The sequence below is a fragment of the Microbispora sp. KK1-11 genome (assembly GCF_006874435.1).
Classification (GTDB): Bacteria; Actinomycetota; Actinomycetes; order Streptosporangiales; family Streptosporangiaceae; genus Microbispora; species Microbispora catharanthi.
In genome coordinates this window covers 21,425-36,650 of record NZ_VIRJ01000007.1, presented here as the reverse complement: position 1 = coordinate 36,650, position 15,226 = coordinate 21,425, and the positions used below count along the sequence as shown (strand labels likewise).

14 protein-coding genes are annotated in these 15,226 nt (G+C 69.8%); 8 read left to right on the top strand and 6 right to left on the bottom strand.

Annotation, left to right across the window (positions count from 1 at the left end; genetic code table 11):
- Nucleotides 1–24: 24 nt before the first annotated feature.
- Nucleotides 25–897 (top strand): nitrilase-related carbon-nitrogen hydrolase, encoded by an 873-nt coding sequence (locus tag FLW16_RS12675; RefSeq protein ID WP_221891046.1) that lies wholly within the window; start codon nucleotides 25–27, stop codon nucleotides 895–897.
- A gap of 85 nt (nucleotides 898–982) precedes the next feature.
- Nucleotides 983–1,636, top strand: coding sequence for a cyclase family protein (locus FLW16_RS12670; RefSeq protein WP_142560216.1), 654 nt, complete (start codon nucleotides 983–985; stop codon nucleotides 1,634–1,636).
- A gap of 14 nt (nucleotides 1,637–1,650) precedes the next feature.
- On the opposite strand, the gene FLW16_RS12665 is transcribed toward FLW16_RS12670, so the two are convergent.
- Together FLW16_RS12665 and FLW16_RS12660 are read right to left on the bottom strand one after the other, a co-directional pair.
- The gene (locus FLW16_RS12665) at nucleotides 1,651–2,175 is read right to left on the bottom strand and encodes an LGFP repeat-containing protein (protein WP_185949389.1); all 525 of its coding nucleotides are present in this window, start codon (nucleotides 2,173–2,175) and stop codon (nucleotides 1,651–1,653) included.
- 155 nt (nucleotides 2,176–2,330) lie between these two features.
- Nucleotides 2,331–2,822 carry an Lrp/AsnC family transcriptional regulator gene (locus tag FLW16_RS12660; protein WP_030511698.1) on the bottom strand — a complete coding sequence of 164 codons (492 nt, stop codon included), beginning with the start codon at nucleotides 2,820–2,822 and terminating at the stop codon, nucleotides 2,331–2,333.
- Between the two features lie 222 nt (nucleotides 2,823–3,044).
- On the opposite strand from FLW16_RS12660, the gene FLW16_RS12655 reads away from it, so the two are divergent.
- The 6 genes from FLW16_RS12655 (at nucleotide 3,045) to FLW16_RS12630 (ending at nucleotide 10,075) form a co-directional block, all read left to right on the top strand.
- A complete protein-coding gene (locus FLW16_RS12655; protein WP_142560214.1) occupies nucleotides 3,045–4,478 on the top strand; it encodes a gamma-aminobutyraldehyde dehydrogenase in 1,434 nt (477 codons plus the stop codon).
- Nucleotides 4,479–4,529: 51 nt separating this feature from the next.
- On the top strand, nucleotides 4,530–5,678 hold the full coding sequence (locus FLW16_RS12650) for an ABC transporter ATP-binding protein (protein WP_142560213.1): 1,149 nt from the start codon (nucleotides 4,530–4,532) through the stop codon (nucleotides 5,676–5,678).
- A 123-nt stretch (nucleotides 5,679–5,801) separates the two neighbouring features.
- Nucleotides 5,802–7,019, top strand: coding sequence for a spermidine/putrescine ABC transporter substrate-binding protein (locus FLW16_RS12645; protein ID WP_142560212.1), 1,218 nt, complete (start codon nucleotides 5,802–5,804; stop codon nucleotides 7,017–7,019).
- Entirely contained in the window at nucleotides 7,016–7,879 is an 864-nt protein-coding gene (locus FLW16_RS12640; protein ID WP_142560211.1) for an ABC transporter permease, read from the top strand. Before FLW16_RS12645 ends, FLW16_RS12640 begins: the two co-directional genes overlap by 4 nt.
- Entirely contained in the window at nucleotides 7,876–8,667 is a 792-nt protein-coding gene (locus FLW16_RS12635) for an ABC transporter permease (RefSeq protein WP_142560210.1), read from the top strand. Before FLW16_RS12640 ends, FLW16_RS12635 begins: the two co-directional genes overlap by 4 nt.
- Before the next feature lie 13 nt (nucleotides 8,668–8,680).
- Nucleotides 8,681–10,075, top strand: coding sequence for an FAD-binding oxidoreductase (locus FLW16_RS12630; RefSeq protein ID WP_142560392.1), 1,395 nt, complete (start codon nucleotides 8,681–8,683; stop codon nucleotides 10,073–10,075).
- A 21-nt stretch (nucleotides 10,076–10,096) separates the two neighbouring features.
- On the opposite strand, the gene FLW16_RS45145 is transcribed toward FLW16_RS12630, so the two are convergent.
- The 4 genes from FLW16_RS45145 to FLW16_RS12610 all read right to left on the bottom strand — a co-directional run bounded on the left by FLW16_RS45145 (nucleotide 10,097) and on the right by FLW16_RS12610 (nucleotide 15,209).
- Nucleotides 10,097–11,077, bottom strand: coding sequence for a DinB family protein (locus FLW16_RS45145; RefSeq protein ID WP_260615203.1), 981 nt, complete (start codon nucleotides 11,075–11,077; stop codon nucleotides 10,097–10,099).
- Nucleotides 11,078–11,170: 93 nt separating this feature from the next.
- Nucleotides 11,171–12,379, bottom strand: a complete 1,209-nt coding sequence (locus tag FLW16_RS12620; RefSeq protein ID WP_312847132.1) for an alpha/beta fold hydrolase — start codon at nucleotides 12,377–12,379, stop codon at nucleotides 11,171–11,173.
- 159 nt (nucleotides 12,380–12,538) lie between these two features.
- A complete protein-coding gene (locus FLW16_RS12615) occupies nucleotides 12,539–13,990 on the bottom strand; it encodes an amidase (protein ID WP_142560209.1) in 1,452 nt (483 codons plus the stop codon).
- A 346-nt stretch (nucleotides 13,991–14,336) separates the two neighbouring features.
- Entirely contained in the window at nucleotides 14,337–15,209 is an 873-nt protein-coding gene (locus FLW16_RS12610) for an aryldialkylphosphatase (protein WP_142560208.1), read from the bottom strand.
- Between the last annotated feature and the right edge of the window lie 17 nt (nucleotides 15,210–15,226).

Genomic DNA, 15,226 nt, shown 5'->3' with positions numbered 1-15,226 from the left:
TCTCCCCCTCACCTGGAGGAACGTATGAGTCCGAGCGCCGGGCCGCGCGGTGGCATGCAGGGTGGCGCGGCCGTGACGCGGGTCGCCGTGGCGCAGCTTCCGCTGCGCGTGAGCGAGCCGGAGGCGAACCGCGCCGCCGCCGCGGCGGCCGTCGCCGAGGCCGCCGCGGCCGGGGCCCGCCTGGTCGTGCTGCCCGAGCTGGTCAACAGCGGATACGTCTTCACCGGCGCGGAGGAGGCCAGGGACCTGGCCGAGCCGGCCGACGGCCCGACCGTCACGGAGTGGGGGCGGCTGGCCAAGGCCCACGACCTGGTCATCGTGGGCGGGTTCTGCGAGACGGCGGACGGCGTCGTGCGCAACAGCCAGGTCATGGTCGACTCCACCGGGATCAGGGCCGTCTACCGCAAGGCCCACCTGTGGCACGACGAGCAGGACGTGTTCGCGCCCGGCGACGCCGCCGCTCCCGTGGTGGACACCGCGCTCGGCCGGATCGCGATGATGGTCTGCTACGACCTGGAGTTTCCCGAGTGGGTGCGGGCGGTGGGCCTGGCCGGGGCCGACCTGCTCGCCGTCTCCACCAACTGGCCGGTATCGCCCGTCCCGGCCGGGGAGCGCTCGGTGCTGGTCGCCCACGCCCAGGTGGCCGCCGCCGCCAACCGCATGTTCGTCGCCGTGGCCGACCGCTGCGCCGCCGAGCGCGGAGTGGGCTGGGTGTGCGGCACCTCGGTCATCGGGCCGGACGGTTACCCCCTCGCGGGGCCCGTGCTCAGGGACGGGCCCGCCGTGCTGGTGGCCGACTGCGACCTGGCCGCGGCCAGGGACAAGGCCACCGGCCCGCGCAACGACGTCCACCGCGACCGGCGGACGGATCTGTACGAGCTCTCGCGGACGCGCTGACCCTCCTCGACAGGCTGGGGCTCGCCTTCTTCGTGGCCTACGATCTGATCGGCCTGCTCGCGCTCGGAAAGGCCGGGAGAAGCACATGATCGTCGACCTGTCGGTGCCCGTCGTGAGCGGCATGCCCGTCTACCCCGGAGACCCGGAGGTGGAGATCGCGCCCGCCCTCACGGTGGCGGCCGAGGGCGTGAACGTCCTCGGCCTGCACCTCGGGTCGCAGTCCGGCACGCACGTGGACGCGCCGTATCACATCGACGACGCGCTGCCCACGCTCGACGCCCTGCCGCTGGAGCGGTTCCTCGGGCCTGCGGCGGTCCTCGATGTCCGGGGCCTGCCGCCGCGCGCGCCGATCACCCCCGCGATGCTCGGCACGGTGGCCGCGCGGCTGGGCCCGGGGACCGTCCTGCTGGTCGCGACGGGCTGGGACGAGCACTGGGGCGCCCCTGAATACCCGGCCCATCCTTATCTGGAGGCGGAGACCGCCCGCCGGATCGTCGCCTCGGGCGTGCGGACCGTGGGCGTCGACGCGCTCAGCGTCGACCCCACCCCGGCTCCCGCCGATCTGCCGGCGCATCGCGTGTTGTGCGGGGCGCACGCCGTCATCGCGGAGAACCTGCGCGACCTCGGCCCGCTCCTGGAGGCCCAGGCCGCCGGTCGTCCGATCGAGGTCTCACTGTTCCCGCTGCGCCTGTCTGGAGGCGACGGAGCCCCCGTGCGCGCCGTCGCCCGCATCGGCTGACACCGGTCCGAGGCTCAGCCGGTGACCGAGATCGTCCAGTAAGGCTGGCATCTCGAACCGAACACGCCGGTGTCGCATCCCTTGACATTCCAGCGGTAGCCGCTGTTGGTCCGCAGGCGGGTCCACGCCTTGCCGCGGTTGCCGCCGATGAAGTCCTCCTGCCCCCCGTTGGGATCCGCGGCGCTGGTCCAGCGGACGAGGAACTTGTCCCAGAAGCGGTCGGTCGACTTCCAATCGAAGTAGGCGTATCCGTTCGTGGAGTAGGCGGCCACCACGAGCTTGGAGCCGTTCTTGGGAGACCAGGCCATCTGCCCGCGCACGAACGACTGCCTGCGCCCGGCCCAGCCGACGCCGTTCATGTAGACGTCGGTCTCCTGCGTCGTCGGACAGCCCAGCTTGCCGTTCGCGCCGCCCAGCTCGGCCCACCGTGCGCCGATCAGCCCGTACGGCGTGATCGCGCAGCCGGTGGCGGCGTGCGCCGGTGCTGCGACGACGATCGTCCCCGTGAGCGCGAGGCCGGCAGTGATGGAAAAGATCATGCGTCTGCTCATCGAGCACGCTCCCAAGGAGTCAGACCCGCCCCTCTGCTCGCGCGGGTGCCGCGCTCCTGTGGTACGCCCGCCTGCTTATCGACCACTTGAGCGCCGCTTGCGCCCACTACCGGCCGTGATGACGGCCGTCCCGGACGCCGGCGTCAGTGCGTGCCCCAGGAGTAGGTCTGCTTGTGCAGCTTGAGGTAGACGAACGTCTCGGTCGCGCGCACGCTGGAGATCGCCCGGATCTTCCCCAGGATCTCGAGCAGGTGGGTGTCGCCCTCGCAGACCACCTCGACCATGATGTCGACCGAGCCGGCCGTGAGCACCACGTAGTCGATCTCGGGGATCTGCGACAGTTCGTCGGCGACCTGCTCCAGGTCGCCCTCGCACTTGATGCCGATCATGGCCTGGCGGGGGAAGCCCAGGGTGAGCGGGTCGGTGACGGCGACGATCTGCATGACGCCGAGGTCGAGAAGGCGCTGCACGCGCTGGCGCACCGCGGCCTCCGACAGTCCCACCGCCTTGCCGATGGCGGCGTACGGCTTTCGCCCGTCCATCTGAAGCTGCTCGATGATCTGCTTGGAGATCTCGTCGAGCACCACCGGCCCACCCTTCGCGGCAGCCGCGCGAGCCTTAGGCGGAGTCGTCATCCTCGGGGGGTGTCCTCTCTTGGCGGGCTTAGATCGCCGTAGCGACCTGGTGTTACAGCGTCGTGTTTGACATGTTGCGATCGTGGTCTGACATGTTGTCAGCTCCATGGCTCGCGTCAAGCGATTTCGTAGCAATTTGGTATCTTAGCGACGAAATCCCTTGTCGTAGGCTCTTTGCTCTGCCAGAGTCGCGACAACTCAGCCACCAACAGGAGGTCAACGGTGACCACCCGTCTCCAGAACTTCGTGAACGGGAAGTTCGTCGACGCCGCGAGCGGCCGTTTCTCCGACGTCGTAGACCCTACGACGGGGGAGGTCTACGCCCAGGCACCGGTGTCGGGTCAGGAGGACGTCGACGCGGCGTACGCCGCCGCGACGGCCGCCTTCGAGACGTGGGGCCAGACGACGCCGGGCGAGCGCGCGGCGCTGCTGCTGAAGGTCGCCGACGCGATCGAGGCCCGCGCGGACGAGATCAACGAGGCCGAGTGCCGTAACACCGGCAAGCCCCGCGCCCGCATGGCCGAGGACGAGACCCCGGTCGCCGCCGACCACTTCCGGTTCTTCGCCGGTGCGGCCCGCACCCTGGAGGGCCCCACCGCCGGGGAGTTCCTCGCCGACCACACCTCGGTGATCCGGCACGAGCCGATCGGCGTCATCGGCCAGGTCACGCCGTGGAACTACCCGATGATGATGGCGGTGTGGAAGATCGCCCCCGCTCTCGCGGCCGGCAACACGATCGTGCTCAAGCCGTCCGACACCACCCCGGTCTCCACGCTGAAGCTGGCCGAGATCCTCGGTGACGTCCTGCCGGCCGGTGTCTTCAACGTCGTGACCGGTGACCGGGAGACCGGCTCGCTGGTCGTCGGCCACCCGGCCGCGAGCATGGTCGCGATCACCGGCTCGGTCGGCGCGGGCATGTCGGTCGCCAGGACCGCCGCCGAGGACCTCAAGCGCGTCCACCTGGAGCTGGGCGGCAAGGCCCCGGTCGTGGTCTTCGAGGACGTCAAGGACATCAAGGCCGTCGCCGAGGCGATCGCCGGGGCGGGCCTCTACAACGCCGGCCAGGACTGCACCGCCGCCTGCCGCGTGCTGGTGCAGGAGAGCATCCACGACGAGTTCGCCGCGGCGCTGGCCGAGGCCGCCGCCGCCACCAAGCTGGGCGGCCACGACGTGGAGGACGCCTACTTCGGGCCGGTGAACAACGCCAACCAGCTCGCCCGGGTCGAGGGCTTCTTCCAGCGGCTCCCCGAGCACGCGAAGGTCCTCACCGGCGGCGCCCGCGTCGGCGACAAGGGCTTCTTCTTCGCCCCGACCGTCGTGGACGGGCTGAAGCAGGACGACGAGATGGTCCAGGACGAGATCTTCGGCCCCGTCATGACCGTCCAGACGTTCACCGACGAGGCCGACGCTCTGGCCAAGGCCAACGGCGTCCGCTACGGCCTGTCCGGCTCGGTGTGGACCTCCGACCACGGCCGCGCGATGCGGATGTCCAAGCGGCTCGACTTCGGCGTGGTCTGGGTCAACACGCACATCCCGTTCGTGTCCGAGATGCCGCACGGCGGCTTCAAGCACTCGGGCTACGGCAAGGACCTGTCCGTCTTCGGCCTGCACGACTACACCCGCGTCAAGCACGTCATGCACTACATCGGCGAATAGGTACGCCCGGCTCCGGCCGGACACCTATCGAAAAAGAGGGATAAGCCTGGAATGACAGAGATCCAGGCGGGCCCGGGGGCAGCCGTCGCGGCTGCCCCCGTATCAGGAGACGTGCCCGCCATCGAACTCGACAACGTGGTCAAGGAGTACGTCTCGCACGGTGAGGTCGTACGGGCGGTCAAGGGCGTGAGCCTCGCCATCGCGGAGGGGGAGTTCTTCTCCCTCCTCGGCCCCTCAGGCTGCGGCAAGACCACCAGCATGCGAATGATCGCCGGGTTCGAGGACCCCACACAGGGGGTCGTCAGGCTCCACGGGGAGGACGTCACGAACGTCCCGCCGAACAAGCGTGACATCAACATGGTGTTCCAGTCCTACGCGCTGTTCCCGCACATGAACGTCTGGGACAACGTCGCGTTCGGGCTCAAGCGCAAGAAGGTCCCCGACGCGGAGATCAAGCGCCGCGTCGGCGAGATCCTGGAGGTCGTGGACCTGGGCGGCCGTGAGAAGCGCCGGCCGAAGGAGATGTCCGGAGGCCAGCAGCAGCGCGTCGCGCTCGCCCGCGCCCTGGTCAACCGGCCGCGCGCGCTCCTGCTCGACGAGCCGCTCGGCGCGCTCGACCTCAAGCTCCGCCAGGCCATGCAGATCGAGCTCAAGCGCATCCAGCGCGAGGTCGGCATCACGTTCGTCTACGTGACGCACGACCAGAGCGAGGCGCTGACGATGAGCGACCGCATCGCGGTCATGAACGACGGCCTCGTGGAGCAGCTCGCGGACCCCCGCGAGATCTACGAGCGGCCCGCCAGCAAGTTCGTGGCCGGCTTCATCGGCACCTCCAACCTGCTGAGCGGCACCGTCCAGCAGGTCACCGGCGACACGGCCGTGCTCGCGCTCGGCGCGAGCGACCGGATCCTCGTCCCCGCCGACGGCGCGCTCGCGGCCGGCGCCACGGTCGACCTCACGGTCCGGCCCGAGAAGATCAAGATCGCGAAGGATCAGCCGGAAGGCGACCTCAGCGTGGTGCGGGGGACGGTCGCCGAGGTCGTCTACCTCGGCACTTCCAACAGCTACGTCGTGGTGCTCGGCGACGGCGCCGAGATCACGGTGTTCGAGCAGAACGCGCACGACAGCACGATCACCGCCGAGCGAGGCGACACGGTCTGGCTCTCCTGGCAGCCCTGGCACTCCTACGCGCTGCGGTAAATCCCCGCGTCACCCTCTTCCGTCGAACCCCCGCGACGAATCCCCTAACCCCGGTACAGCGAATCCGGAGCACGAACCCCTATGAACGACCCATACAGGCAGGATCCCGCCCTCCTCCGCGGCATGACCCAGCGCCGGCTCGGCAGGCGCGACGCCTTCCGGCTCGCGGGCCTGTCGGCCGCCGGGCTCGCCCTCGCGGCCTGCGGCGTGCAGGGCAAGGGCACGGCCAGGCCGTCCTCCTCCGCGCAGGCCCAGTCCGAGGTGGAGAAGTTCTGGTCGGGCAAGACGAAGAACGGCCACGTGGACTTCGCCAACTGGCCGCTTTACATGGACCCCAAGCAGCCCGAGCTCAAGCAGTTCACCCAGCAGACCGGCATCACGGTGAACTACAAAGAGGTCATCCTCGAGATGCCGAGCTGGTTCGCCAAGATCCAGCCGCAGCTCGCCGCCGGGCAGTCGATCGACTACGACCTCATGGTCGTCACCAACGGCCTGCACTTCCAGCAGCTCGTCCAGCTCGGCTACCTCGCGCCGCTCGACCACTCCAAGCTGCCGAACTTCGCGGCCAACGCGGCGGCGCAGTACAAGAACGAGTCGTTCGACCCGGGCAACGTCTACAGCATCCCCTGGGCCTCCGGCATGACCGGCATCGCGTACAACCCGAAGTACGTCGACACCCCGCCGACCAGCATGGCCGACCTGTGGAACCCCAAGTACAAGGGCAAGGTCGGCATGATGTCCGACTCCCAGGAGATCGCCAACTTCGGCCTGTTCGCGATCGGCGCCGACCCCGACAAGTCCACGGAGGCGGACTGGGAGAAGGCCGCGGCCAAGCTCCAGGAGCAGCGCGACGCCGGCATCGTGCGCAAGTACTACGACCAGGCGTACACCGACCCGCTCGCCAAGGGCGACATCTGGCTCACGATGGCGTGGTCGGGCGACGTCTTCCAGAAGAACGTCTCCGACGGCACGGACCTCAAGTTCGTGGTCCCGCAGGAGGGCGGCACCATCTGGACCGACAACATGACGATCCCGAAGACCGCGACGAACCCGGTCGACGCGATCATGCTGATGAACTTCTTCTATGACGTGAACGTGGCGGCGCACCTCGCGGAGTACATCAACTACGTCACGCCGGTTCCGGCCGCCAAGGACGTCATCGTCGCCGACGCGGCCAAGGCCTCCGGGCACGACAAGAAGCTCCTGGAGGAGGTGGCGAGCAGCCCGCTGGTGTTCCCGAGCGAGCAGGACTCGGCCAGGCTGCGCAACTACGTGAACTTCAAGACGCCGCAGGAGCAGAAGAAGTTCGAGTCCATCTTCCAGGCGATCACGACGTCATGAGCAGGCTCAAGGCTTCGCTGACGCCATACCTGCTGCTCTTCCCCGGCACGCTCTGGCTGGCGATCTTCTTCGTCGTCCCGACGGTCGTCATGCTGTCGCTGTCGCTGCAGTCGGGCGACGTCGTCAACGGCTACGCGTTCACGTTCAACTGGCACAGCTACGTCGACGGGATCAGCACCTACCACGACCAGATCATCCGGTCGCTGGTGTACGGCCTGGCCTCGACGCTCATCCAGATCGTCATCGGGTTCCCCGTGGCGTACTGGATCGCATTCAAGGGCGGCACCCGCAAGTCGGTCTACCTGTTCCTGCTGCTGCTGCCCTTCCTGGTGTCGTTCGTGCTGCGCACCATCTCCTGGCAGTTCTTCCTGTCCGACAACGGCATGCTGCTCGGGCCGCTGAAGTCGATCGGCCTGGTGCCGCAGGACTTCCACATCCTGGCCACGAGCGCGGCGGTGATCGGCGGCCTGGCCTACAACTTCCTGCCGTTCATGATCCTGCCGATGTACGTGGCGCTGGAGCGGATCGACCCCCGCGTCCTCGAGGCCGCGCAGGACCTCTACGCCAGCAAGGTGCAGACCTTCCTGCGCGTCGTGCTGCCGCTGTCGCTGCCGGGCGTGTTCGCCGGCGTGCTGATGACGTTCGTGCCGGCCACGTCGGACTACGTCAACGCCTCCGTGCTCGGCGGCACCAGCAACACGATGATCGGCAACGTCATCCAGAACCAGTTCCTGGTCAACCAGGACTACCCGACCGCCTCGGCGCTGTCGTTCACGTTGATGGCCCTGCTGCTCGTGGGCATCTTCGCGTACGCCAAGGCGCTCGGCACCGAGGACGTGCTGGAGGTGGCGGCCCGATGAGGGGTGGCCTGCTGCGGGGCCGCGGCCTGCAGATCTACACCTGGCTGGTGATCGCGTGGCTCGTGCTGCCGATCGCCGTGATGATCCTGTTCGGCTTCAACGACACCAAGGGCCGGTACAACACGGCCTGGCAGGGCTTCACGCTCAAGTGGTACGGCAAGCTGTTCGAGATCGGCGACCTCACCCAGGCTCTGGTGAACTCGCTGCTCATCGCCGTGCTGACGATGCTGGTCGCGGGGGTGCTCGGGTCGCTGATCGGGCTGGCGCTCGGCCGTTACCGCTTCCGCGGCTCCGGGGCGATGAACCTCGTGATGTTCGCGGCGATCTCCTGCGCCGAGATCGTGATGGGCGCGTCGCTGCTGTCGCTGTTCGTCACGCTCGCCGTGCCGCTCGGCTTCGTGACGATCCTGATCTCGCACGTCATGTTCTCGATCTCGTTCGTGGCCGTGACCGTGCGGGCCCGGGTGATGACGCTCGACGCCTCCCTCGAGGAGGCGGCCCGCGACCTCGGCGCGGGACCGTGGACGACGTTCCGGCTGGTCACCCTGCCGATGATCTTCCCCGGCGTGCTGGCGGGCTCGATGCTGGCCTTCGCGCTGTCGATCGACGACTTCGTCATCACCAACTTCAACTCCGGCGGCACCATGACGTTCCCGCTGTGGATCTGGGGCGCCACCCGCGTGGGCCTCCCGCCGCAGGTCAACGTCATGGGCACGCTGATCTTCGCGGCCGGCGTGCTGATTGCCGTGGCCAACGCCCTCGTGGCACGCCGCCGCGCCAACGCGTGAGGAAGTGAAAATTGTGGTTCCGTCGAAGGCGCTCGCCGACGCGGAGCGCAAGCCGTACTGGCTGGACCGGCCGATCGCGCCCGAGCCGCTGCCCCCGCTGACGGGAGACGTCACGGCGGACCTCGCGGTGGTCGGCGGCGGCTTCACCGGCCTGTGGACGGCACTGATGGCCAAGGAGCGCGACCCCTCGCTCGACGTGGTCCTCCTGGAGGGCCGCGCGGTCGGGTGGGCCGCCTCCGGCCGCAACGGCGGGTTCTGCGCCGCGAGCCTGACCCACGGGCTCGGCAACGGGCAGGACCGCTGGCCCGCGGAGATCGCGACGCTGGAACGCCTCGGCCGGGAGAACCTCGACGAGATCGAGGCGACCCTTGCCAGGTACGGCGTCGACTGCTCCTTCGAACGGACCGGCGAGCTGCGGGTGGCCACCGAGGAGTGGCAGCTCGCCGGGCTCGATGAGGAGGTGAGCGGGGCGGCCTCGCTCGGCCTGCCGCTGGAGCGGCTCGACCGCGAGCAGGTGCGGGCCGAGGTGGACTCCCCGACGTACCTCGGCGGCGTGTGGGACCGGCAGGGCGTCGCCATGGTCGACCCGGCGCGGCTGGCGTGGGGGCTGCGCGACGTCTGCGTGCGGCTCGGCGTGCGCGTCTTCGAGCACACGCCGGTGCGGTCCCTGCACGACGACGGCGTCGCGCTCGAACTGGAGACGCCGAAGGGGCGGGTCAGGGCCGGGCGGGTGGCGCTCGGCACCGGCGCCTTCCCTCCGCTGCTGCGCAGGCTCAGGCACTTCCTCGTGCCGGTGTACGACTACGTGCTGATGACCGAGCCGGTGCCGGACGACCTGCTGGCGGAGGTCGGCTGGCGGGGCCGCCAGGGCATCGGCGACTCGGCCAACCAGTTCCACTACTACCGGCTGACCGACGACAACCGGATCCTGTGGGGCGGCTACGACGCGGTCTACCACAACGGGGGCCTGGTCAAGCCGGAGTACGACCAGCGCGACGCCACCTTCGAGAAGCTCGCCACGCACTTCTTCGAGACGTTCCCTCAGCTCCACGGCCTGCGCTTCACGCACAAGTGGGGCGGGGTCATCGACACCTGCAGCCGGTTCAGCGCCTTCTTCGGCACTGCGTACGGCTCACGCCTCGCCTACGCCGCCGGATACACCGGCCTCGGCGTGGGCGCCACCCGGTTCGGGGCCAACGTGATGCTCGACCTGCTGCAGGGCCGGGTGACCGAGCGTACGGACCTGCGCATGGTGCGGCAGAAGCCGATGCCCTTCCCGCCGGAGCCGGTGCGGTCGGGCGTCATCCAGCTCACCCGCTGGGCCATCGCCCGGGCCGACGAGCACGAGGGCCGCCGCAACGCCTGGCTGCGCACCCTCGACGCCTTCGGCGTCGGCTTCGACTCCTAGGGACGCCGCCGGACTGGTGTGTCACACCCCCAGCGCTCCGTCGATGCGTTCGCGGAGGAGATCGGCGTGGCCGTTGTGCCGGGCGTACTCCTCGATCAGGTGGATGAGCACCCAGCGCAGCGACACCCTGCGACGCCAGGCGTCGTGGCCCTCGACGTCGAGGTGGGGCGCCTCGGCGACATAGGCGCCGGCGAACGCCACCTCCTCGTGCCAGGCCTCCCACGCGGCGGTCACGACGGCGGGGTCCGGCACGGCCCCGTCGAAGTCCCCGTCGGGGTCCGCCGTGGAGGAGAAACGGTCAGGCGCGTTCTGCCCGGCCGGCACGCGGCGGAACCAGCGGCGCTCCACGTCGGCGAGGTGGCGTACCAGTCCGAGCAGCGACAGCGTGGAGGGCCCGGCGGACCGCCGGGCCTGCTCGACGGTCAGGCCCGCGCACTTCAGCTCCAGCGTCGCCCGCTGCGCCGCCAGGACGTTGACGAGCATGCTCCGCTCGTCTCCGGCGGCGGGAAAGCCGAATCTGCGCGCGTCATCGCCCCCGAGGACGCCGCCCCTTCTCCTGGGGCCCGCGTCGTTCGTGATCGGCGGCCGTTCCTTCTTGACGGCCGTGAGGAGCCGCATGCCGCGCGGACCCGCCTCGTCGCGCTCCAGGGTCAGCCCGGCCTCCGCGCACCGCCCGGCCAGCCAGTCCGCGCCGATGCGCAGCTTCGGGTAGCTGCCGACCTGCTGTGTCCAGGTGGCGCCGGAGCGCCGGTGCAGGACGTCATGGACCAGGACCGTTTCCTGGTCGACGTACTCGAGGAAGCAGGTGAGGACCTGATCCGGGGTGCTGCGGACGGGAAGGAACCGGTCGGCCCCGTACAGTGGCCGGGTCAGGTCGCGGTAGGTGACGACGAGCCTGCCGTTCTGGGCCAGGGCCGCGGCGCAGTCGGCGAGAAGGGCGGTCACGTCGGCCCTGCGGGGCAGGTGGGTCAGCGTGTCTCCCATGCAGACGATCGCGGTCACGCTCGCCGGCTCGGTGATCGCCGGGAGGACGCCGCGGATGTCGGCGTGGACCGGCCGGACCGCGCGGTTCCCCGTGCCGTTCCTGCGGACGCGTCAGGGCCGGGGGAGGAAGTCCAGCAAAGCCTCGGTGAGGAGATCGGGGGCTTCTTCCATCATGTGGTGGCCGGTGTCGAGGGCGTAACCGTAGAGGTCGGTGGCCCACGGTCGCCACACGCCAAGAACATCGTGGTCGTACAGCTCCGCCACGTCGTCCTTGGCTCCCCACAGGACCAGCAGAGGACTCGTGATCCGGCGCCCGGCGGCCCGGTCGGCGTCGTCGGCGGCACGGTCCACGCCCAGCCCGGCACGGTAGTCCTCGCACATCGCGTGCCGTACGCGGGGGTCGGCGATCGCCTCGGCCGCGTCCGCGTGGTTCTCCTGCCCCATCCGGGCCGGATCGAGCGTGTACCAGGTGTCCAGGCCGGCGGCGATCAACCGCTCGGGCAGTGGCGCGGGCCGGCCCATGAAGAACCAGTGATACCAGGCGTGGGCGAACCTGGCGTCACAGCGGGCCAGCGCCTCACCGATCGGCACGTCACCGAGGATGACGACATGGTCCACGGCATGCGGATGATCCAGGGCGAGGCGCTGGACGACGTACCCGCCGCGGTCATGGCCTACGGCGTGGAACCGCTCGTGGCCGAGCTCCCGCATCAACGCGATCAGGTCGCCGGCCATGGCGCGCTTGCCGGCCTGGGAATGGTCGGGCTCGTCGGGAGGCGCCGTGGACCGGCCGTAGCCCCGCAGGTCGGGGCAGACGACGGTGTATCCGGCGGCCGCGAGCGCGGGCGCGACCAGATGCCATGTGGTGTGGGTCCGCGGGTGCCCGTGGACCAGCAGCACGGCCGGTCCCTCGCCTCCGTGCCGCACCCGGAGACGCACATTCCCGACCTCGACGTAGCTGAGTTCGAATCCGGTGAACATGGCCATGCCACTGCCCACGGCGGCTGGAGACATCGCCGTCGAGATCCGAGCGGTGAGGTCGGGCGGTGACGTCAGGCGCTGGACCAGTGGGTCGCCGGCGCGGGCGCTGAGACGCCGGGCGGGGACGTTCTGCGAGAGCAGGAGTTCCAGCAGCTCCAGGCCGCCGGTCGCCACCGGGAGGTCGGTGCGCAGGGAGGTGCGCGCGGCGGCGGTGACGGCCCGTTCCTCGGCGGGAGTGGGCGTCTCGTCCCACGCGGCGGCCCGGTTCTTCGCCCGGCCCCCGAAGCGGGACCGGGCCGGCAGCAGGCACCAGGCCGTGTCGGCCAGGATGTCGCTCACCGAGGACAGGCCCCGGCCCTCCTCGATCGCAATGGCCGGGCGCGTGCTGTGCGGGGCCCTGTTCGCCCTGGTCCCCGACTACGCCGCCCCGAGCCAGGCCCAGGAGCCTACCGGGCCGAACACGGCGCCCGGTGACACGATCGTTGACGGCTTGAACCCTTACTTCGGTGCCTGGAAGCCGCCGATTGTCTGCTCGAGTAGTTCGGCCAGCCGCAGCGGAGTGCGGTCCTCGAACATCGGACCGATGAGCTGCACTCCTACCGGCAGCCCCTCGGGGGACCGGCCGGCAGGTATGGCGGTGGAGGGCAGTCCGGGCATGGTGGCCAGACCGGCCCAGACGGGCTGGTCGAGGTAAGGGTACTCGACGCCGTCGATGTCGATCCGCCGTTCCCCACGGTCAGGGTTGTGGTCATGCGGAAACGCGGGAATTGACATGATCGGACACACCACGGCATCGAATTCGGCGAAGAGCTGCCGCCAGCTGTGGCGGTGCATTTCACGGCGGATATCCGCCTCGATCCAATCGCGGTGGCTGAATACCATGCCGCGCAGCCGCGCCGCGTCGAGACCCTGATCGTCCGCGCTCAGTCCGGCGGCGCGGGCCCGCAGCTGCTCGTACGCCTCGGCGGGAATACGCGCGCCTTGGTTCGAACACATCAGCTGCGTATAGAGCGTCGCGGCTTCGGTCAGATCGGGCAGCAGCGGACTGTGCCGTTCGACGCGGGCCACGCCGTCGACGAGCGCGTCGGCGACCCGGTTCACCCCTGCCCGCACAGCGGACCCGGTCGCGATGAGCGGGTGCTCGTCGAGGACCAGGACCCGGAAGTCGCAGAGCCGCTGATGGCGTGCAGGCGGCAGCGTCACGTCGTAGGCGACGCCGAGTGTCAGCGGGTCCGGTCCCGCCATCACGTCCAGCAGCAATGCGAGGTCGCGGGCTGTGCGCGCCATCGGACCGCAGACGGCGAGGTCGCCGTCGACCGGCAACGCCGGTGCGGGCGGCGGCACCATCCCGCGGGTCGCCACTAGTCCGAATGTCGGCTTGTGCGCGTAGACGCCGCAGAAATGCGCGGGGGTGCGCAGCGAACCCGCGAGGTCGGAGCCGATGGACAGCGCGCCGAATCCCGATGCCAGCGCCGCCGCTGATCCGCCGGAGGATCCGCCCGACGTGCGACCGTGATCCCACGGGTTGTTAGTGGTGCCGTAGATCTCGTTGAAGCTCTGCCAGTCTTGCAGCATGAATGGCACGTTGGTCTTGCCGAGAATCACCGCGCCCGCGGCCTTCAACCGCGACACCGCCACCGCATCCTCAACCGGCAGATAGCTCGCGTACTGCGGTATTCCCCAAGTCGTGGGCAGTCCGGCGATGTTGTAGGACTCCTTGACCGTCACCGGAATGCCGAGCAGCGGCCGATCCTCGCCGGCGGCGCGTGCCTCGTCGGCCCGGCGCGCGGTGGCCCGCGCACGGTCGAAGTCCGGCACGCAGATCGCGTTGATCGCCTTGTCGTCCCGCTCGATACGGGAGATCGCCTCGTCGGTCAGTTCCACCGAGGTCACCTCACCGGCGCGCAGAGCGGCCGTGAGCTGTTCGGCCGAAAGAAAACTCCACTCCACGAATCCGACCTTAACGGCCCGTCGCAGGCGCCGAGCTCATAAATCGCCCACATCAACCGGAGCGGGTATCGCCAATCCGCAGCTGGATAACCAGACCGGAGGAACCACAGCCGGCGGCCCGTTTTTCGGGTCAGGTTCCAATGTCACTCAGGCCAAGTTGATTAATGTCTTGACGTGAAGGGATGCCTGCTTCTGGCCATCGGGGCAGCGGCGGCATGCGGGTGGTCCAGGGCGAGGCCCTGGACCACATGGCCGCCACGGTCATGGCCCACGGCGTGGGGCGAACATGGCCATGCCACTGCCCACGGCGGCTGGAGACATCGCCGTCGAGAGGCGGGCGGTGAGGTCAGGCGGTGAGCCAGCGGAGCGGGTTCTCGTGGGTGATGAGACGCAGGGTCTCAGCGTCCACGCCGGCCTCCTGCAGGGCGGGGAGGACTGTGGAGAACAGCCGGCCGTAGCCCTGCCCGCCGTAGCCTGACAAGTGCTCCCGCAGCCGTACGCCGCTGCTGAGCAGGACGCGTTCGGCGTGCCCGGAGTCGAGGAGGGTGAGGACGTCCTCGGCGTCGTCCACGCTCACGTACGCTCCGGTCTCGGCGATCTTGCGCTGGACCAGTGGGTCGCCGGCGCGGGCGCTGAGACGCCGGGCGGGGACGTTCTGCGAGAGCAGGAGTTCCAGCAGTTCCAGGCCGCCGGTCGCCACCGGGAGGTCGGTACGCAGGGAGGCGCGGGCGGCGGCGGTGACGGCCCGTTCCTCGGCGGGAGTGGGCGTCTCGTCCCACGCGGCGGCGACGATGACGCCCGGCCGCGCGCCCGTCCCGTCGAGTCCGGCGCCGATCTCGTGCAGCAGGTCGGCGGTCAGGTCCTCCACGCCGTACCGGGTGATGGTCTCACCCGCGAACGGCTGCGCGGCGAACCCGGTGGCGGCCACGATCGGGACCCGCGCGGCCATCGAGATCCGGGCGAGCGCCGCGGGGTCGCGCGCCATCCCGATGCAGCTGTGCTCCACGACGAGGCCCAGCGCGTACTCCCTGCCGAGGTGCTTGACCTCGGCCAGCACGTATCGCTCCTCGTCCAGCCACCGGTGGGGATCGGAGTCCACGCCGATCCCCCAGCGGGTGTCGGTGCGCAGGTGCTCGTACGGCAGCACCGGCCCGTCGATCTCGGCGACGGGGACGGCGCCCGTGACGGTCTGGATTCGGGGAAAATATGCGCCGGACATGAACGGACATTAACCGA

Coding starts and splice junctions, on each gene's coding strand:
- FLW16_RS12645 (WP_142560212.1), top strand. CDS start 5,802: ATGACCCAGCGCCGGCTCGGCAGGCGCGACGCCTTCCGGCTCGCGGGC.
- FLW16_RS12660 (WP_030511698.1), bottom strand. CDS start 2,822: ATGACGACTCCGCCTAAGGCTCGCGCGGCTGCCGCGAAGGGTGGGCCG.
- FLW16_RS12670 (WP_142560216.1), top strand. CDS start 983: ATGATCGTCGACCTGTCGGTGCCCGTCGTGAGCGGCATGCCCGTCTAC.
- FLW16_RS12650 (WP_142560213.1), top strand. CDS start 4,530: ATGACAGAGATCCAGGCGGGCCCGGGGGCAGCCGTCGCGGCTGCCCCC.
- FLW16_RS12610 (WP_142560208.1), bottom strand. CDS start 15,209: ATGTCCGGCGCATATTTTCCCCGAATCCAGACCGTCACGGGCGCCGTC.
- FLW16_RS12635 (WP_142560210.1), top strand. CDS start 7,876: ATGAGGGGTGGCCTGCTGCGGGGCCGCGGCCTGCAGATCTACACCTGG.
- FLW16_RS12675 (WP_221891046.1), top strand. CDS start 25: ATGAGTCCGAGCGCCGGGCCGCGCGGTGGCATGCAGGGTGGCGCGGCC.
- FLW16_RS12640 (WP_142560211.1), top strand. CDS start 7,016: ATGAGCAGGCTCAAGGCTTCGCTGACGCCATACCTGCTGCTCTTCCCC.
- FLW16_RS12665 (WP_185949389.1), bottom strand. CDS start 2,175: ATGATCTTTTCCATCACTGCCGGCCTCGCGCTCACGGGGACGATCGTC.